The sequence below is a fragment of the Parasphingorhabdus pacifica genome, assembly GCF_054779195.1.
In genome coordinates, this window is the sequence record NZ_BAAGYS010000006.1 from 596,085 (window position 1) to 615,175 (window position 19,091).

Genomic DNA, 19,091 nt, shown 5'->3' on the forward strand with positions numbered 1-19,091 from the left:
ACCGGTTAATGGCCAGAAACATCCCTCCCAGACTCAGCACAACCGCCACATGTGCGAGCCGATCGATCATCGGCATGAAGGTGCGTCCAGCAGCGTGTCTACGGAGATCGGGCGGCGGTGCTCATTCCAGTGACGTTCGACTCCGGAAACGAGGGTGAGCAAGGCGTCTTGCTCGATCGCCGTGATCAAGTGGCGGTTATTTGGCCACGGGAACGTGTGGTAACGTGTGCTATCCCGTCGGAACGACGAGGAACGAGAGCCACGGACCTGCGGCGGAACACGAAAGCGCTGGTAGCCAGTGGGGGAGCGCTACCTTTTTTTTGACACGGTAGAGGTCACTGGTTCAATCCCAGTATCGCGCACCAATTGTATTCCCAGGTGAGAAGCCCTGTCGGTGTTGGTACCGACAGGGTGTTTTGTTATCCGAGCAAGGTGTTGACCGTGGTATGACCGTGGGATCGGCCGCGGGCTTCACGGCTGTTTTGGTTCGCACTGCGGTGCTTGGGGATGGTTACTGCTCTGGTCTGCGGTTTTGAATTGCGGGGTGCTGGTTTCCGGGTGGTGTAGGGGCTGGGTTGGTGATCGTGAGCTGACCGGCTGCCGGGTGTGGGATGGGTTTGTGTCGCGGGTTCGGTGGAGTGCGGTGAGGGCGGTGTTGTGGGTGTTGGGGAGGGTGTGGAGGTAGCGCTCGGTGGCGAGCATCCAAGAGAGCGTAAAGGCGCCGTCGAACTCGGCTGAACCGTTGGAGAAAGACGGCCGAACGGTTCACCACTCTCGGATCGGTGAGTTGATTCGGGCCCGAGGCCAACTTGGGATGGGATAATCGTTGTATGCCTGATGACCATGCCCCGGTCAGCCCGTCAGAATTGGCGCCTAATGTGTTGGACACGCAGGTTCCGCCGCTCGGCGAGCGTTCCTTGCGGCGCATCCTGGAGCACGTCCTCGTCCTCGGCGACGAAGCCGAGACGAGCTATTTGGAGGTCAAGAGCAGTCTGGACCTCACCAAGACGGCAGGTGTCGCGAAGGTCGCCAAGTTCCTCCTGGGAGTAGCGAACCGCCGCCCGCAGGAAGCCGTGCGGAACTTTCAGGGCTACGCCGTTCTGGTGATCGGTGCGCAGAAAGGTCAGACGCAAGGTATCCCGCGGGGCGTCGAGGCCCACGAGCTTGAGGATCGGCTCCGGCCCTACCTCGGGCCGCAGTTTCCTGCCTTCGAGTTCGGGAGGATTGGCGTCGATGCGGACCGAGAGGTGTTGTTCCTGATCGCGCAGCCGCCACAAGAGGGGCAGGGAATTTTTCCGTGCCACAAGAGCTTTCAGGGTGAGGATCGTCGGGACAACCTCGACGACGGTGCGATCTACGTGCGGGGCGCTAGCAACACCCGTCCGGCTCGGGCCGGTGAGGTGCTGGGCCTCGTCGAGCGCGCCCGTGGCGGCGGCAAATCCCCCATCGAGCTCTTCGTCGGCGTCCTCGGCGTCATCAGCCGCGTTAAACGCGTTGACGACGTGCTCGAACAACTGTACGAATCAGAGGAGGAGCGGTTTAGTAAGCCGCGCGGGCAGGCATCGCGGCCGGTCACGCCGCCGTTCCTGGTACAGAGCGTCTTCGGTAGGCCGAAGCCGTTGTCGCCCGAGGAACGGGAGGCGTGCCTGGACGCCTGGCGGGCCGAGAAGAGCGCCCACATTGCGCAAGGTCGACAGCACTTCTTGGGCGTCGTCCTGCCGGGCGCGGGGATCAAGGTCGTCAGCCGCGGCCGGTTCGTCGCCAAGCCTCAGCTCATCGTGACATTCCACGAGTGCGAGGCGATCGACCTCCTCGATGCCGACGACGCTGACTACACGAAGGTAGTCGAGCCGGTGGTTCGTCGGCAGGATCCGTTCGGGGTGGGATTCGATCCCGGCGCGCTCGAGTTCACGCCGCGCGGTTACCCCGTGTCGTGGAGAAATCGGGGCGACGACGCCGAAGTTGTCCTCACACCCGAGTCGTTCCGTCCCGACACGCCCTGGATGAGCGATCAGGACGACTATGTGATCCTTTCTCGTGACTTGGAGGCGAGTTCTGTGACCGTGACATGGGTTCTCACCGAGGACGGTAATGACGCCGTCACCACAGGCGAGCTCCAGGCGCCCACTGGTGACGTCGTCGACGCTGCCGACCTGATCCGGTCGGTATTCCTCGAAGGTCAGTGAGAGCGGGGGTTCGTAGTTGCATGCCGGTCAGGCATGTTGGCCGGTCCTGTGCTCTGTGTGGCTGGGGAACCGTGACAAGCCCCCAAAGGTTAGGGCTCGTTGCCGGCGCTTGGGTCCGGCTGCGGCTCGTCGAACGGTTGGTCGGACGCCTTGGTACAGGTCGGCCGGTCTCGTCGTGCTCGGAGGATGGTATTGACTGTTCCCCCAACGCGATCTCCGTCACGCGCAAGCTCTCGGCGACTGGGCCTTCGGACGCGACCGAAGCGTCTGGATCGGAGAGTGGCACACCCACTCCGGCCCCGCTGTCCCAAGTTCCCGAGATCTCGCCGCCTATCAGGGCCTACTCGCGGACCCGAGCTCGCCTCCGGCTACTCCGTCGCGATCACTCTCGCTGATAAACAAGCAGGTGGACAAAGCCAAAAACATAAGCATGGCTCATCACGCCTGCCCAGGCCCGCGCGATCACACCGCGACAATGGGGACAGCGCCAAGCGACTTACCCTGACCGGTGAGGCAACGGTTGTCGTCTCCGCCGCCGTGGTCACTATGCGGTTGTCCTGCCGCAATGGGCGCATGGCGCCCAGGGAAGCTCACCGAGAAGAGTCGGACGATACGGGGCGGCCGTGTCCCAGCCGGTGCAAGCGCCGTCAGTTCCCGGTTGGGCTCGGTTGTCCAAAACCTCGGCGCAGCGGATCGCGACTCCGGCAGGATGGTCCGCTACCGGTACGTGTCGTGAAGGTCGGAGGGACTAGTGTCATCGCACCCGGCGGAAGACGCCGTCCAGAGCTTCTGGGAAGCCCACGAGGCTCGGCTGAGCACCCGTGGGGCTGGCGGAGTGCGGCTCGGTCCGAGCGGCCAAGCTATTGTCGATGCCGTCATCGAGGAACTGGTGCTTCGCGGATTGGATCGAGCGTCGATCCATCGCGACCAGCCACTAACCCTCCCCGGTTCTTACCATGAGAGTCGCAGGCCGTGGGATATCGTCGTCATTGACGAGGGGGTGCCCGTCGCTGCGGTCGAAGTCACGACCAATACCGGGCCGTCAAGCAACAACCTGCGAAACAGAATGGATGAAATCCTCGCCCAAACCACCAACATCTCGCGGGGTTACGATCAACAATCGGTGCAAGCGCTCAAACCTGCACTCGGACAGGTGTTCCTGCTCGAAGAACGCTCCGCGACGACCACGCCGGTACGTCAACGACCTAACCCACTCGACGCGACCGAATCGGCTGGCCCGCTGAAGTCACACGAAGGCCGACTGCTGGATTTCCTTCAACGCCTCGTTCGCGACGGGATGTACGACGCCATTTGCTACCTTGTTTCTCACGCCCCGCCGACCGTAACCGTTCGCGAACCTGACCCAGAGATGGGCTTCGCCACCTTCGCGCAGACGCTGGTCGACCGGATCACGAAGGTGCGTGAGGCTAGGCGGCGGCGCAACCTCAGCGCGGCTGAGTTGGGCCGCTTGCTCGCCGAGCTCAACGTCAGCCCGTCCGAGCTGGGTCGCGCGCTCGCCGGGCTCGCCGACGTGGGCGGTGTGGTCTCGGGCCTCACCTCGACCGATGCGGGACGCCTGGCGGTGGATGTCGACGTCATCCGCCGACGCCGCGAGGCAGTCGCGGAACTGCGCGAGCTCGTGCTGAACCCAGCGACTACCGAAGCCGAGATCCAGAAGATGATCGGCCGGAGGTACTGGATATTTGGTGGTCACTACACGGGCGTATTCGATCGCCGTAATGCCGTCCCGCTCGATCAACACGACATCCCACTCGTCTGCGCCGATCGCAGTATTCACATCGTCGAGCTCAAAAGACCAGGGCATCAGCTCGTCAAGCAACACCGCAACCACTTGATTGTCTCCAACGAAGTTCATGAGGCGGTAGGGCAATGCATGAACTACATCCGCGCGCTCGACGAGCTAGGCGCCGGTCTTGAGACTTTTCATCGCAACGAACTCGGCGTGGTCTATGACTACCGTCGTGTGAAAGGCACGGTGGTCATCGGGCATCCAGAGCTATGTGCGACCGACTCAGCGACTCGTGAACAGATCGAGCAGACGATCCGTTCCTACAACGCACACCTGAGTCGCGTGCAGGTCCTCACGTTCAAGGAGCTGGTCGACAGCGCCGAACGAGCGCTGCAGTTCGAGGCCGAGGAGCACTGACGTCGCGTGCTGAACTACGGCAAAGCTCACGAGCAGCCACCGCTCCGCCCAACACAGCCTCGAACGCGATTGATCACACTCAGGCCGGGGCATTGCTCAAGACAGTGCGAACTCACGCAGATCCTCTGAAAGTGGCACGATTCGCTCGGACCGGCTGGTTCGGATCATGGACGCCAGCATCCGAGACCGTGCCGCGCCAATACGAAGTCGCTCCCTGAGCGTGCCGGCGGAGATCGGCCGCCGGTGCTCTGGCCGGTGACGACATCCTCTAGCCTCGCACGTTCCAGCAGGTCAGCATTGATCACCCTGCTGGCTCGACGAGCGTCCGATCTTGCGTGCGGCGCAGATTCCCGTGCGACGACGCTCCACTCTCATTCAGTTCGTCGTCGAGTACCTGAGTAGCGACGGAGATGATGGCCAGCAGTTCGGTCTCGGGCACGTAAGCGACTCGCCGCGTATTGGGAGGTCCAGAGGGACCTTCGGCTGGCCGTATGGATTCTGATGCGGGTGCATACGCGTGAGAGCTCGCGCAGGCGTGCTCCTCACGCATGTGGAGCGTCGGTTCACGGTAGACGCCGTGGCCCTGCCGTGATCATCACCGGCAGGGGCGGTGTTGTGTATGAGATCTTATGACGGTGACGTGGTTGTGGAGTGCACTGCGATTTGAACGCCTTCTGGCGTCGGTGCGGTGGTTGTCTTGAAGCGAAGCTGCGATCGCGCGGCGCCAGGGGGCCATCTAGACGAGCGCATGACCTGACGTTTTGTCAGCGATGTTTCTCTATGGGTGGTCGGCGCGGGTTGGGTATATCGTGTCGGTCCCCGTGATCGTTTGACTGTGAGCTGACCAGTTGTCGTGCCACTGAACAGTGGCCCGTTGTTGCACTCTTGCTGTCTGTGCGAGCTTATGCGGATCTGTTGTTTGCTTGCATGCATTCTCCGACTTTTTTCTGCGAATGAGTGCCCCGTCTCGCTGCTTGGCAATTCCATTTGAGCGGCGCATCCTGTTGATCGTTGGGTTCATGATGCGGCGACCAGCTGGTGCAGCTGCATGCGCAGCAGGTTGACCTCCTGTGTGGTGTGCTCCTTCGCGCCCGCTCCGAGCAGGCTCGACAGCCGTGACACCCCTTGCGAGCAGAACGCCCTCACCGCTCCGCTGCTGTAGCCCATCAACTCGGCGGTGTGGGACTCGCTGAGATCGGCGTAATAGCGCAGTACGAGAGCCTCTCGCTGTCGCCGCGACAGCTGCGCGAGTGCGTCGGCGAGTATCGCGCGATCGATGCCGCGTCTCGTGTCGTCCGGTTGGCTGTCCTGGGTGGCGAGCTTCGGTTGGTACTTCTTGGTGATCGTCCGGTGCCGCAGCATCGAGCGGGCTTGGTTGAGCACCGCCTGGCGGAGGAATGCCAGCGCTTTGTCCAGGTCGCGCAGCTGCGAGCGTGATTCGAAGACTCGAATGTAGGCGTCTTGCATGATGTCCTCCGCGGAGGCGCGGTCGTCCACCAGCAGGACCGCGATGCGCAGCAGTTGGTTGTAATGCTCCTGGTAGAGGTCGGTCAGCGTGCTCGCCGCCAGCCTGTCGCCCAGGCCGGCGGTCACGGGCGATGCGTTTTTAGTGGAGTGCTCCGTGTTTCCGCGATCCGCGGGTGTGCCGGGCTTCGGTGCCTGGTTCAAGCTGGTCGACTGGAGTTCGGCGGCACGCTGGACAGCGTCTTCGGCCTTGTCCGGTGGGGTGCGGTGTCTGAGCGCCCTGGTCGAGTCTGTCCCAATAGAGGAGCGTTTGAGCACCCTGGCGAAGGAATCGAGTTCGTCCTGTGGGACTGGCCTCGCGGTTTCCTCTTTCATCCCTCCCTCCCTTCGCTGTCACGCCGTCGACGTCTCAGTCGATGTAGCGTCGTGTTGACGGCTCCTGGTGTCATGCGCAGCACGTTCGCGATCTCGGCTGGTGAATACCCGTCGTAGCAGAGATTCAGGATTGCTTGGTTGCGTCCGTTTTCGTCTCGTGTCAGGTCCTTCAACGCGTCCAGAGTGTCGACGATGTCGAAGGGGTCAACGCGTGGCGGATGCACCGCGCTTTCTTGCGCGTACGCAGCGGCGCCGTCTCGGTAACGTTGCCGTTCGTTGCGCCACTGACGCAGGACGTTGGGGAAGGCCAGTACACATCCTCCGACGAAGTAGGTGCGTAAGGATGCGCCTTTCTCCGGCTTCCAGAGATCGGCTTGCAGTGCTCGCTGAAACAGCGCGAGGCCGTGTGCGACGGTGGTGGCCACGAGATCTTCACGGTCCTGGTACGTCCAGTCATCAGGCAGCGTGACGTGTCGGCCCTTCTCGTGGCATTTCTGGGCGATCAGCCCGGTGTTCAACCAAGCTGTCATGGCCGACCACGCGTACCGGTCGAGTTCGTTGGCCAGCAGGTTCCACCACGGCCCTGAACAGCCCACCGATCGGAGTCGGTCGTACAACTCTTTGTCGGCACGCAGCACCTCCTCGGGCTCATCTTCGCGTTCGTCCATCCACGGTCCCCAGGTCGGGATCTCTGTCGCGCGGTTCTAGGTCTGACGGTGCCACCCAACTCACGCGTGGCGACCGAGCAAGCGCAAGACGTTGCCTAAGGGGTCCTTTCAGAATGCTGGGTGTTTGCGGGCGAGGTTCATGCAGTGGCCGAGTTGGAGCAGGGCGTCGTGCATGTCGTCGCGGGTTTCCCAGCGGGTGCGGAGTTTGCGGGGTGCGTGTAGCCAGGCGTTGGCGGCTTCGACGACCCAGCGCCACCGGCCCAGCCCGGAACCGTGATCGCGTTTGCGCCGCCCGATGTGGGGTGTGATGCCCTGCTCACGCAACACCTGGCGGCAGTGGTTGGAGTCGTAGGCGGTATCGGCCAGCAACGCGCCCGGCTTGCGTTTGGGGGCTCCCGGTTTGCCCGCGACCGCGGGCAAACCGGAGACCAAGCCCAGTAGCTGGGTCACATCGTGCGTGCCGGCCCGGGTGAACACGACCTTGAGCAGGGTGCCGCAGGCGTCGGTGATCAGATGGTGTTTCGAGCCCGGCCGAGCCCGGTCAACCGGACTCGGCCCCACTTTTGGGCTCCCACGCCCCCGTTTGGCCTGGATATACGACGAGTCCACCACCACCCGGGAAAAATCCATCTGATCGGCCGCACGCAACCGGTCCAGCAGCTCCTGCTGCAACCGATCCCACACCCCGGCCCGATGCCACTCGGCCAGCCGACGCCAGCACGTCGAACCCGATCCGAAGCCCAGCTCCTGGGGAAGGTATTCCCACTGGATACCGGTATAGAGCACGAACAGGATCCCCTGCAGCGTCTTACGGTCATCGATGCGTTTGCGCCCCGGATACCGGAACCGCCGCTCATGCCGCGGCAACAGCGGCTCGATCACCGCCCACAGCTCATCACTGATCTCCCACGGCTCCGCACGAGCCATCCCACGCCCCCAACACAGCGAACGTGATCAACTCCCACCCCCACCATGCCAAACCAAGATCAAACTGCAAGGACCCCTAAGCAAATCGATGAGATCTTGGCGTGTGTCGACCACCCGCCGGCAGACATATGCCTCCGGCAGATTGACCAAATGCCAAACCAGGGAGGAAAAGTGATGGGGGTGGTTCCAGTGCTGGGGGTGGTGCTGACGTGCCTGATCTCCACGGCGCCACTGTTGATCGCGGTTGGTGGCGCAGTATTGTCCGAAAATCCACGACGCCGCGCCGATGCCCGCAGGATCGTGTGGCTGCTGCGCTCAACCTGTCCTGCCCGGCTCCACCGGAAGCGCCGGTAGGGCGTGTCGGCAGTTCGCGCTGAGAGCCTCGGCGTATGTGTTGATGGGTTCCAGATGCTGGCGGGCGTCGACGCTGGTCCGGGCGATGCCGAGCAGTTGGCGGCCTCCGTCACGCATGGTTCATCTCGTCGGGGATCGTCGACCCTGACCGCACCGACGGTCCGCTCGACGTTATGTCGGGTGCGGGCCTGGACCGGGCAAGTCTGGATCCGGGAACGAGCTCGAACCGATCAATACAGCGCGGGAGCGTTCTCCGTCTGGGAGACGCATTGGGCAAGTTTTCCCAGCCTGTTGCAGGTGTTCTGATGCCTCCAGCAACCGTCATCCCGTCACACGGGTGCTTCCAATCGGGCGTTTTTTGGCTGATTCGCCAACAGTTCGCACCGTGTCTGGGGTCTAAGTAGTGGGAACACAAACGATGGAGGCCCGCACGATGTCGGCACACGCGAGAGGGGCACCTGGGGTGCGATGCCCAGATACGCGCGAGGGATGGGGAGCGGTAGGTGACCGACGAACTACCTGATGAGTCGTCGCGCGCCGATCATGCGGAGGAGGTCACACCCCCTGAGACAACGAGAGATCGACGTGGCGAGCGGGACAAGTGGCTTGAGTGTTTCCTGCGGAAGTATTGGGGTGCCCTCGTCACGCCTATGGCTAGGAAGATGGGCGATCGTGGGGCGGCCGAGGATGTCGTGCAGGACAGCCTCGTCAAGGCGCTCCGTCGGTGGGATAAAGACCCGGATAAGGAGATCACCTTCGGCTGGGTGTACAAGGTCGCGGACAACACGGCGAATGACCGGTTGCGCCAAGCCGGCCGCGGTGGAGAGGTGTTGTACGGGGCTATCCCTGACCGCGCCTCCTTGGTCGACCAGGACCGCGCGGCCTACTACGTAGCTGAGGATGTGTTGGCCGCTCTGCCCAGACGGTTCGCTGAGGCGTTTCTCCTGTGTCGTCTTGCCAAGTTCACCTCCGCCGAGGTGTCGTCGATGACGGGAATCCCTGCCGGGACGGTGCGGTGGATGGTGGGGCAGGCGGTCTCGGCCTTGCGTCAGGCGGTCGACGGGCTGGAAGACACCGACGAAGGAAGTCTCGATGGATCTTGATGACCTTTTCGCCGCAGATACTGCTGCGATGACGAGCCACACCGATGAGGTGACTGCTCGACGTTTGGCAGCTCAGGTGCTGCAGGGGTACGAGAATGTGCTGGCCGACCCAGAGCAGCTCGCCGCTGTCGACGACGACATCGCCCGCTTCGATGCTGCTGAAGAGGCTTTCTATGCGGGTGTTGAAGCTGAGGAGCGTGGTGACTACGCAGCTGCGGTTTCCGGGTACGAAGTTGCCGCCCAGGCTCGGCTCGGTGACTCGGCACTGCGGTTGGCCCGTTGCTATGCCCGGCTCGGTGCGTATCGAGATTCCCTGGAATGGTGCCTAGCGGCCGAGGCTGAAGGTTACTACGGGGCTGCCGACATCGCTGCGCGCTGCTATGCGGAACTGGGGGAGACGCCGCCGGCCCGGCCTGGCCCAATCCAGGAAGCTGCTGAACCTGAACCCGAATCGGCCAGCGTTCCTGAGTCGATGGCGGGCACTAGCGCGGATCCCGGCTTCACCAGGAGGCTTAAGGCGCTTGCGTGCACGGCACCGTTGCACGACCTTGACAACCGTAAGGCGATGCTTGAGTGGCTCGACCCTGCCGATTATCAGATGGCCGAGATCGCGCTGCGGACCATCGACTTGGTGACCATCGCAATGGATTTCGATAAGGGCGCGAGCCATGACGACATCGTGGGACAGGTCTTGCCGTTCGTGGCAAACCAGGCGCCTCACCGGCCCGCGCATGAGCACGAGCGGGTAGCCAGGTGGGTGCTGGAACGGCTGATCAATGTTGGCACGGTCGACCGGACCTTCTATCAAGTCTACGGGGAGATCGATATTGAGGGCCGGTACCAACGTCAGCCGTTTTACTTCAAGATCGTGCAGGAAGCTCCTGGTCCGGCGGGGTCGCTTTCACTGCGGGCCAGCGACGAGGCCATCACCGTGCTCATTGGCGCGCTCGACACCGATGTCGAATCCGCGCAGATCGCCGCCGAGGTCAAGCTGAAGAACCTGATCGACAGGGGGAAGCTGGCCGACGCCCGATCTGCCGCTGAACAGGCGCGATACCGCACGGTCCAGTACGGGGAGACGCTACGCAGGCGGTTGGAGGCCACTCAACGGGACGTGCTCCTGGTCGACTGGGAGGAAGAACTGCCCACCATGCTCAACAGTGCACTCGACCATGTTGAAGACCGAGTGCGCGTCGAGCACAGCATCCATGCCAGCATCACCGAGGCTCGCGACACGACCGATGAGGCGGAGCGGAAACGCCACGCGGCCGAGTTGGTCGAGGTAGTCGAGGACTGCCTGCGCAGGCATGTCCAGTTGCAAGCCAGACTGCAGACCGCGCGCTCAGTGTTCCGGGCGGAGCAAGACCGCCAGCAGTTTTCCGGACCACCGCAACGTTCGGCGATTAACCTGCACGGACAGCTGCTCGAACCGATACTGCACCTGCCTGTCAGCGCCGCTGTCGGCCCGTTGACAACGTTTTTCCGTGTTGTGGCTGGTCTAACCTCGCCGGAGGTCGTAACCCTTCCCGGCCTGGTCTCGACTTTGCTACGACCACCCGTTGAAACGCAGCGCACTGCCGGCCCGGTCGTGCACCCAAGCCCTGAGGGCGTTCCTGAGGACCCCCGGTTCACCGAGGAACATTGGCGACTCGCCGACGAACTCCTTGACCTGCCCGGTCGGGTCCGCTCGCTTGGCGACCTCGTTGCGGAGGCGGCGCAGCACGACGACGATCTGCCCGCGCTGGTCGTTCTCAGAGCCTCCCATGCGCTCGCTCCAGCGCTCGAGTCAGCGCGCGGGAAGAAGCCCCCTGCGGTACTCGTCGCGGTCCCCGCCGGGGCGACCTTTTCCGGTCCGCGGGGTACCGCCACTGGTGACGACCTGTTCGTGACAAGTGCGGGCCTCGTTGTTGCCGAAGAAACCGCCGACATCGCTATCACTCAAGACAACACCAGCGCCGACGCCCCTGGAGAAACGGCATGACCCACGCCGGTGACGCCGAACAGGCGGCCCAATTGATTGCATTCGGCATGCGCCCCAAACAACTGCCTGACCGCGACGTCGCCTACCGAGACCTCGTACGCCGCTACACCCAAGACGACGTTTTCGCAGGACTTGTTGGAGCCATCGCCACCGGGCTAGGCCTGGCGGTCCTGCATGTGGGCGGACGTAGTGGAGTCGTCCTCGTCGCAGAGCCAGGGTCGGTGTTCGAGACCAAGATGGACGACTACGCCAGGCACATATCTACCAAGGAGCGGCGCGACACCCAGAAGGTGCTCCACGGCATTGCCCACCTCGCCATCGCCGCCCTCGGTTTTCCTCGCGCGGACGACCTAGCTAACGACTCCTACATCGGCCGGGTGTCGGTTGACCAAGTCGATCTGGTCGTCCGCGAGACATGTCGGCTGCTTAACGAGCGCGTCGCTGACACAGCTGACCCCTTGGCAGAAGACCGAGAACTCGAGCGGGCATGGCGGGCCTATTTGCGTAGGCCCGAGGTCGCGTCGACCAAGGACAACAGGGCCAACGCCGATACGACCCGTCAAATCATTCGGCGGGCCTTGAAGTACCTCGCGGAGCGAGGGCTCGTGCATCAGGTCGGGGAGGAGATCGACGAGGTCTATCGCACCACGCACCGCTACCAGGTGCACGTGCGCGAGCTGGCCTCGCACGCCGCTTTCCGGGAAATGCTTGCACTTGGTGCCGTGACCTCGATGGCGGGCGCGACCCTGGTCGCCCCCAACTCCGGCGATCCGCTCGACGACTGAAGGAATCCACGTGTACGAACTGTCTCGTGTCCGCCTGTACTCGGTCGGCCCGCCCGGCGCACGGTACGAGGATGTCACGGTTGATCTGTCCCAGGCAGGCAAACCAGTGCAACACGCACAACCCACGCTGCTCGACGAGGGCGGCGTCTTCCGGCCCTCTGCCGCGTCCGTGCTGTTTCTGGAAAACGGCGGCGGTAAGTCGGTCCTGATCAAACTCATCTTCTCGGTCATGCTGCCCGGCAAACGTCAGATCGTGGGCACGTCCAATACCCGTATACTCGAGAAGTTCGTTGAGCGTGGTGACGTCGCCCACGTCGTCTTGGAATGGATGCACACCGAGACCGGCAGGCTTCTCATCACCGGCAAGGTGTCAGAGTGGCGTGCACGTAAGAACGCCGCTGAGGACGGACTGGCCGAAGTGTGGTACTCGCTACGTCCCACCTCATCCACTGGAATCGCCTCTCTTCCCTTCGCTGAGGACGGAGAGAATCTCGTCGCCAGCGAGTTTCAGGCGCGGCTGAACGAGCTCGCCGACCACGACCCCTCCCTCGAACTGTTTTGGGCAGACCGGCATGGAAAATGGGCGGACCGCCTGGTCGCTCTTGGCCTCGACCCGGAGCTGTTCGAATTCCAGCGGCGAATGAATGCTGGTGAGGGAGAAGCCGCCGAGACGTTTACCTTTGCCAGCGACGAAGCGCTTATTGAGTTTTTGCTGAAGGCAGTCACGCCGACTGCGGACGTCACCACTCTGGCTGAGTCGTTAGAGCAATACGCAAGCACACTGTCCACTCGGGACGCACTCGAACTCGAACGCGACTTCGTTGCAGCCGTGCTCGACCACCTCGCACCGCTGGCCGAGCGGCACACCGCGGCCGAGACAGCACAACAGCGTGTGACTTCCCGCGAAATTGAGCGGGACAGGTTTGTGGCTGCAGTTATGGCACGAATCAAACTGGAGCGTGCGCGATCGAAAGACCAGCAAAGCAAGCTCGATCAAGCTCAGGTGGCTGTCGAGTCCGCGCGGAAAGATCAGGTTAGTGCAAAATCCGTGCAGGACGAGCTGGCGAGGCGAGTTGCTCGATTCCGCATGGAGGAGGCGGAGGAGGCATTTAAAACCGCCGACTCGGCTGCACGTGACGCGACCGCTCTAGTGGAAGCATGGGAGGCCACTGGTCCGCTGATCGACTGGACGGTCAGGGACCAGACCGCCCGACAGCTACGGGACGTGCTCCGAGAAAAGCGGCACGCGGAGACCGCGGCCTTGCGGGTTCGTGACACCCGTGCCGGTGAGCTCGTGTGCGCTTTGCTCGACGCAGAAGACCACGCTCGGCACAAAGTGAACGTGGAGGACTCTGAGACCGCCCGACTGATCCAGGAAACCCAACAAAAACAAGATGAGCTGGACAAAGCCATCACGGCGAGAGCCAACGCCCGCGCCACGGCGGAGCGGTTCGACGGTGCAATCGCCGAGGTAGACGCCGAAGTGGCCTCGGCGGTTAGCGACGGACTAATCCAGGACGCAGAATCGGTACCCACCGCAGCCGACACCTTGGCGGAGACAGCTCGGGCCGCAGCCGCCTCCGCTGCCCAGCAGGAAACGCGGCTCGCCGAAATCGACGAGGGAGTCGATAACGCCCAAGCAGCGCTTGTCGTTGCCCGCAGTCGGGAAAGCACCGCCGTGGCGGAACACGACAAGGCCAGTGCCGCGATTTCACGTGCCCAGGAGACGATGGGCGCTCTGGCCACCGAATCACGACTAATGGAGCTGGTTGAGGGTGACGAGGTCGCGCTCGAACTCGACGCCGAGCGGCTCGTCGAAGCACTGACCGAAGCTCTGGCATCCGTCGATCGTGACCGCATCGGGATCCGGGTAGCAGAGGCCGCTGACGAACGGGCTCGGCTCGCTCTTGAAAGCGGCGATGACGCTCTTTACCCACCACCGCCTGAGGTTGAGGACCTTGTCCAGTTGCTCAGGGACGAGCAGGTCCGCTGTTACAGCGGATGGGATGTTCTCGCCGACTTTCCCGACCCAGACACACGACGCGAGCTCGTCACACGACTTCCACACCTAGCCGCAGGGGTATTGCTGAATGACCCGGGTGATCTTGACCGGGCCCGCCAGCTAGTTGCCGAGCGCGGGTACGAACCCACTCGTCTCGTTGCGATCGCCAGTACCCAGTCTTTTGACCTGGACCCCGACGAACACTTCGACTTGATCCCGACCGTCGACGCCGGCTTCATCGTTCTACCGAACCAGGCGCTCTACGACCACCAGGCAGCCCGAGCAGAGAGCGTACGCATCAACGAGCGATACGAGCAACGCCAGCACCAGATTTCTGAGCTGAATGACCGCTATGTCGGGGATCAGCGCCTTAGAGCGCGGCTGCTCCAATGGCGCGAGGAGTACCCGCCTGGCCGGCTCGGCGAGCTGACCGGACGGCTGAGCGCCGCCACCGAGGGCCTAGCCACGGTGCGGGAGATGGTACGTAGTCGTGTGAATGCTCTCGAGGAAGCCAAGCGGTTCCGAGAGCAGGCCCGAAGTGTCCTCACCAGTCTCACGCGGGATGCTGGCGAAGCCGAAGCCCGCGCCACGCGCGCAGGCAAGTTGCGTGCGCGGGTCGCTGACGCCGCAAATTGGAGGCAGGAAGCTCAGGCTGCCCGAAAAACCGAGCACCTCGAGGGCGAACGCGCTGCCGAACTGAGCGCGCTGCGAGATCGACGCCGTGCGGAGGCAAGTGAGCACCAGCGCGCTGCTGACCAGCACCGCTCGACAGTCGTACGCCTCCGTGAGGAGATCGTCCAAGCAGGTGGCGATAGCCTAGTCGACCGCGGAGCGCAGGCCCCTGCACAACCGCTCCCGGTCCTCCGTCGACTCTTGCACGAAGCCGAGATCGCCTACCTCAAAGCCCAGGTCGGGTCCGATCTTCTGTCCGAAGTTGCCACCGCGACCAAGGCAGCGTCCGAGGCCAAGGCCAGCGTCGACCGTCTATCCGAGTCGGCTCGCGCTCGAGCTGAGGAGCTGCTGAAAACCCCTGAGAGCGCAGATGCCGCCGGACGAGCCGCGGCGTTCGATGTTGCCAAAGCCCGTCAGTCTGACGCGGCCCAAGCCCGTGACGCTGCCGTGAGCACACTAGGCCAGCGCAAGGCGCGTTTTGTCGATCTGCCAGCGCCGAGCTCGCCTGTCGTCCTAGCCGTAGAACCGCTAGGAATCGGGCACGCCGAACAGCTCCTTAGCGACGCCGAGGCCGCATGTCGCGAGGTAGAGGCGGCAGTGGCCGTTAAGGAGAACGAACTCGCCGTGATGGCATCGTCGCTCCATCGAACCGATCAAATTCTCGCCGGTTTCACCAGAATCACGGATGCCTTGGCTACGGCTGATGACCTGCGGACCGACTCTCAGATCGAGACGAAAAGGCCATACGATGGCGACCCCGATACCGCGTGGCAACGCCACATCGAGTTGGCCCAAGCACTGAAGCAGGCTCGCAAGGAACGTGGCGAAGCGCTCAAACTAGTGAACACGACCGTGGATGTCCTGCGCACCGCGGTGGCCGAGACCAGGTTCCACACGCTCGTCTCCGCCGCACGCACCCAGATCACCACCGTGCCCCCCAGCGAGCTCCCGCAGCACGCTGAGACCTGGTCAGCGTCGCTCCGGCCACGGTTGCGTGCACTGACAGAGGATCTCGCCCAAAGCGACCGGCATCGCGCCCTCATCATTGGACGCTTGAAAGGAATGGTTGAGAACGCCCTCCGTACCCTGCGCCAAGCTCAGCGGCTTTCTCGTCTGCCCGCCGGGCTCGGTGACTGGGCGGGAGAGGAGTTCCTGCGCTTTGTCTTCAAACCGGCCGAAGGCGAGGTCCTGACCCAGCAACTGGCCCAAGTGGTTGATGAAGCCGCGCAGGGGAAAGCGGCCAAGCGGGACGGAATGAGTCTTCTTCTCCGCGGAGTCCGATCGGCAGCTCCGCGCGGTTTCAAGGTAACGATGCTCAAACCCGACGCAGTGCTCCGAACCGAGCGGGTACGAGTCTCCGAGGTCCACGACGTATTCTCCGGCGGCCAGCATCTCACCGCCGCGATCATGCTGTACTGCACTCTCGCTGCCCTACGTGCCAACAACCAAGGGAAGGCACACCAGCGACACTCTGGCGTCCTGTTCCTCGACAACCCTATCGGCCGTGCGTCAGCGTCGTACTTGCTCGATTTGCAGCGTGCCGTGGCCTCCGCCCTAGGCGTCCAACTCGTCTACACAACCGGACTTTTCGATGCAGAGGCCCTCGGCAATTTCCCACTGATCGTGCGGTTGCGCAACGACGCAGACCTGCGTGCCGGACGCAAGTACCTCTCCGTCGATACACGGGTCAAAGCTGTACTGGACTCCCTCACCGAGCCTGACGACACGGCGCGACTGTCTGCCAGTCGGGTCACACTGAAGGAGCGCCAACGTGACAACGAGGAATGAGCAGCGGGTGGCTGACGCCACCTACGATCTGTTGGTCCGATGGGCGAATGCAAGAGGTTGGAAGGGAATTCGCTCGACAAAGGTCACTGCGGACGAGGTGCGGCGCGCCTTCTATGAGGCCTCCAAAGGAAGGACGGACGATACTCAGCCGGAAGCTGCATTGGCCGCTTGCGTAGACATTCTACGTAACAGGGGAGTGCTGCGGGCGATGCGTTCCACCAACCGGGAGAAGGTCCCGTTGGCCCGTGGATTCCACCTCACTGCGGTCGCTTCCGCGGGGTCGAGCGAAGTTCCAGACATGCCGATCTGGCACAGGGAGCTGTATGACTTGGCCGATCACTGGGAGGCAGCCAACCCACTGCGTCGCGCACGCTATGTGGCGGTCAATCGGTGGCTTAAGAGCGGCGTGGATCGTACTCGGGTACCTATTCGAGAGCGGTGCCTCGACGTCTTCGCGACGTTTGGATCCCCAGAATGTCACCCGGAAGCGGAGAAGACCCTGGACGCCAAGACTACTGCCGTACTGTTTGGCGAGGAAGAAAGGCTGATGGCGGTCTTGCGCACCTATCGAGTTCCTCCGCCCCTGCTTACCGAGACCGTTCTGGAGGAGACAGGGGGCGGCTACCAAAGAGTCGGTTCCGGTGATCTCCTTCTCGTCTTGGAGAACAGCACCACTTGGCATTCGATCGTCAAGGCCCTACCTGAACCGCGTAAGCATCGCGTGGGCTACGTCGCCTGGGGGCTTGGGGCTAGTTTTATTCGCTCGGTCCAGTCCATCGCGGAACGCCACCGCATCACCCAAGTGCGATACTTCGGTGATCTGGATCTCAGCGGTGTTCGTATTCCCGCCCAGGCCGCAGCCGTCGCTCACGACCGCGGTTTGCCGCCGGTGGTGCCAGCGCCGCGCCTCTACGACGCACTCCTCATGATAGGACGGCCCTCCCCGTCACGCGAAAAGGCAACCATAGAACGAGCCGAACCGTATCTGGGGTGGCTCGACCGTGCCCACCGCGCCTCTGCAACCGGACTGCTCGCCGCAGGTAATCGACTAGCACAGGAGTGGGTCGGCCTCCGTCACCTGACAACATCGACAGATTGGCACGAAGACTTACGCTGATCGGATCGTGAACGGGCGCTCCGTCTTGGCCACGAGGTTCCAGTGAAACCGTCTCCTCTCCGGCCAGGCCGGTCGAGGATCACTACTTGGTTGCCGCCGCGATCGAGACTGTCTTCGAGATCGTTGGTGAGTACGCGCCAGCCGAATTGATCACGATCTACGATCCGTCGGATGATGTGAGTGCTGCGCGCCCCCGGTAGGGCGGCCAAACGCCGAGTCGGAGTGCTGTTTGGATTCCATGCGTGTCGGGTTCTTCAGGCGGTTTTGCGGATGGTGTTGAGTGGGGTGATGGCGATGTTGCCTCGTTCGGGGAGGGTGTGGAGGTAGCGTTCGGTGGCGCGGAGGCTTGAGTGGCCGAGGCGTTCGCGGACGGTTTCGAGGTCGGCGCCTCCGGCGAGCATCCAGGATGCGTTGGTGTGGCGGAGGTCGTGGATGCGGATGTGGTGGGTGATGCCGGCATGGGCGAGGGCTGGGTACCAGATTTGGGTGCGGAACCAGTCGCGGGGGAGGTGGCCGTCGGTGTCGCGGGTGCGCTTGTTTCTGGGGTGGTCGTGTCCGTGGTTGCGGCGGTGTTGGCGGTAGTGGGTGTAGGAGTGGCGGCAGCCGGGGCATCGGCATCCGCGGTTGTAGCGCGACATGCGGCCGTGCCCGTTGTCGATGTCGTCTTGCCCTGGTGAAGTGTTCGTGGCTGTCTCGTCGCGGTGGTTTGGGTAGGCGAACAGGAGGTCGTCGGGGGCGAGGTGCTGTTGGTGGATGTGTGTGGCCAGTTGGCGGGTGAGGGGTTGGCTGAGGTGGAGTTGCCGGTATTCGGTGCTTTTCGGGTAGTTCTTGATGATGAAGCGTTGTGTTCCGGGCGGTGCGGCGTGGAGTTTCTGCCACGGCGCGGGCGATGGTGAGGGTTCGGGTTTGTGGGTGTAGATCGTGGGTGCGTAGTTCGGTGAGCTCGCCCCATCGGACGCCGGTTTCTACGGCGAGTTCGGCGAGGAGTTGCCATCGCGGGTCGTGGAGGCCGGTGATGATGGCGGTGAATTCGTCGGGGGTGAGGATGCGCAGTGGGCGTTTGGGGGCGGTGGGTGTGGTGATGCCGGTGCAGGGGTGGAAGTAGATGACCTGGTCGTTGAGTGCGGTGGTGAAGATCGCTGAGAGGACTGTGCGGCAGCGGGTCAGGGTGTGTGCCGAGGCGCCGTCGGCGCCTAGGCGGGCAAGGAAGCCGCGAATGTGGTTCGGGGCGATTTCGTTCATGCGCATGGGGGCGAATTCGGGCAGGAGGTATTTGCGGAGGGTGTATTCGTAGCCTTGGCGGGTGTTGGTTTCCATGACGTGGCCGGGGAACCAGGCGTCGGTGACGTAGCGGTCGAAGCGCTGACGCCCGCTGGTGAGGTCGAGGAATCGGCCCTCGGTGATGCCGGCTTCGGCTCGGCGCCAGGCGCGGTCGGCGTCGCGTTTACGGCCGAAGGTGCCTGCTGAGCGGGCCCGGCCGCGCAGGTCCCAGTAGTAGGCGG

At 63.2% G+C, this 19,091-nt stretch carries 13 protein-coding genes and 1 pseudogene; 8 read left to right on the plus strand and 6 right to left on the minus strand.

Annotated elements, in window-relative coordinates; all coding sequences use genetic code 11:
• Window positions 1-830: 830 nt before the first annotated feature.
• Both ACYVAN_RS08855 and ACYVAN_RS08860 read left to right on the plus strand, forming a co-directional pair.
• The gene (locus ACYVAN_RS08855) at window positions 831-2,186 is read left to right on the plus strand and encodes a hypothetical protein (protein ID WP_460957596.1); all 1,356 of its coding nucleotides are present in this window, start codon (window positions 831-833) and stop codon (window positions 2,184-2,186) included.
• A 751-nt stretch (window positions 2,187-2,937) separates the two neighbouring features.
• Window positions 2,938-4,353 carry a Shedu anti-phage system protein SduA domain-containing protein gene (locus ACYVAN_RS08860; protein WP_460957598.1) on the plus strand — a complete coding sequence of 472 codons (1,416 nt, stop codon included), beginning with the start codon at window positions 2,938-2,940 and terminating at the stop codon, window positions 4,351-4,353.
• Between the two features lie 1,017 nt (window positions 4,354-5,370).
• Here ACYVAN_RS08860 and ACYVAN_RS08865 read toward each other — a convergent pair.
• The 4 genes from ACYVAN_RS08865 to ACYVAN_RS08880 all read right to left on the minus strand — a co-directional run bounded on the left by ACYVAN_RS08865 (window position 5,371) and on the right by ACYVAN_RS08880 (window position 8,258).
• Complete coding sequence (locus tag ACYVAN_RS08865; RefSeq protein ID WP_460957600.1) at window positions 5,371-6,192, minus strand: SigE family RNA polymerase sigma factor; 822 nt, start codon at window positions 6,190-6,192, stop codon at window positions 5,371-5,373.
• Window positions 6,189-6,860 (minus strand): sigma factor-like helix-turn-helix DNA-binding protein, encoded by a 672-nt coding sequence (locus ACYVAN_RS08870; RefSeq protein WP_460957602.1) that lies wholly within the window; start codon window positions 6,858-6,860, stop codon window positions 6,189-6,191. Before ACYVAN_RS08870 ends, ACYVAN_RS08865 begins: the two co-directional genes overlap by 4 nt.
• Window positions 6,861-6,968: 108 nt before the next feature.
• Window positions 6,969-7,787, minus strand: coding sequence for an IS5 family transposase (locus ACYVAN_RS08875; protein ID WP_460957604.1), 819 nt, complete (start codon window positions 7,785-7,787; stop codon window positions 6,969-6,971).
• 315 nt (window positions 7,788-8,102) lie between these two features.
• Window positions 8,103-8,258, minus strand: coding sequence for a hypothetical protein (locus ACYVAN_RS08880; RefSeq protein WP_460957606.1), 156 nt, complete (start codon window positions 8,256-8,258; stop codon window positions 8,103-8,105).
• A gap of 386 nt (window positions 8,259-8,644) precedes the next feature.
• Between ACYVAN_RS08880 and ACYVAN_RS08885 the strand changes: the two genes are divergently transcribed.
• The 5 genes from ACYVAN_RS08885 to ACYVAN_RS08905 are packed head-to-tail and all read left to right on the plus strand — an operon-like array spanning window position 8,645 to window position 17,589.
• Window positions 8,645-9,244 (plus strand): RNA polymerase sigma factor, encoded by a 600-nt coding sequence (locus ACYVAN_RS08885; RefSeq protein ID WP_460957608.1) that lies wholly within the window; start codon window positions 8,645-8,647, stop codon window positions 9,242-9,244.
• A complete protein-coding gene (locus ACYVAN_RS08890; RefSeq protein WP_460957610.1) occupies window positions 9,234-11,225 on the plus strand; it encodes a hypothetical protein in 1,992 nt (663 codons plus the stop codon). Before ACYVAN_RS08885 ends, ACYVAN_RS08890 begins: the two co-directional genes overlap by 11 nt.
• Window positions 11,222-12,010, plus strand: coding sequence for a hypothetical protein (locus tag ACYVAN_RS08895; protein WP_460957612.1), 789 nt, complete (start codon window positions 11,222-11,224; stop codon window positions 12,008-12,010). The genes ACYVAN_RS08890 and ACYVAN_RS08895 overlap by 4 nt, the downstream gene beginning before the upstream one ends.
• A gap of 10 nt (window positions 12,011-12,020) precedes the next feature.
• Window positions 12,021-16,472, plus strand: coding sequence for a hypothetical protein (locus ACYVAN_RS08900; RefSeq protein WP_460957614.1), 4,452 nt, complete (start codon window positions 12,021-12,023; stop codon window positions 16,470-16,472).
• A gap of 7 nt (window positions 16,473-16,479) precedes the next feature.
• Window positions 16,480-17,589 (plus strand): hypothetical protein, encoded by a 1,110-nt coding sequence (locus tag ACYVAN_RS08905; RefSeq protein WP_460957616.1) that lies wholly within the window; start codon window positions 16,480-16,482, stop codon window positions 17,587-17,589.
• Window positions 17,590-17,843: 254 nt separating this feature from the next.
• Here the strand turns inward: ACYVAN_RS08905 and ACYVAN_RS08910 are convergent, their stop codons facing one another.
• The gene (locus ACYVAN_RS08910; protein WP_460957618.1) at window positions 17,844-18,227 is read right to left on the minus strand and encodes a tyrosine-type recombinase/integrase; all 384 of its coding nucleotides are present in this window, start codon (window positions 18,225-18,227) and stop codon (window positions 17,844-17,846) included.
• A 568-nt stretch (window positions 18,228-18,795) separates the two neighbouring features.
• Window positions 18,796-18,906 (minus strand): annotated as a pseudogene (locus tag ACYVAN_RS08915) (tyrosine-type recombinase/integrase); the annotation flags it as partial.
• Between the two features lie 3 nt (window positions 18,907-18,909).
• Between ACYVAN_RS08915 and ACYVAN_RS08920 the strand changes: the two are divergent.
• A complete protein-coding gene (locus ACYVAN_RS08920; RefSeq protein WP_460957619.1) occupies window positions 18,910-19,056 on the plus strand; it encodes a hypothetical protein in 147 nt (48 codons plus the stop codon).
• The last annotated feature ends 35 nt before the right edge of the window (window positions 19,057-19,091 follow it).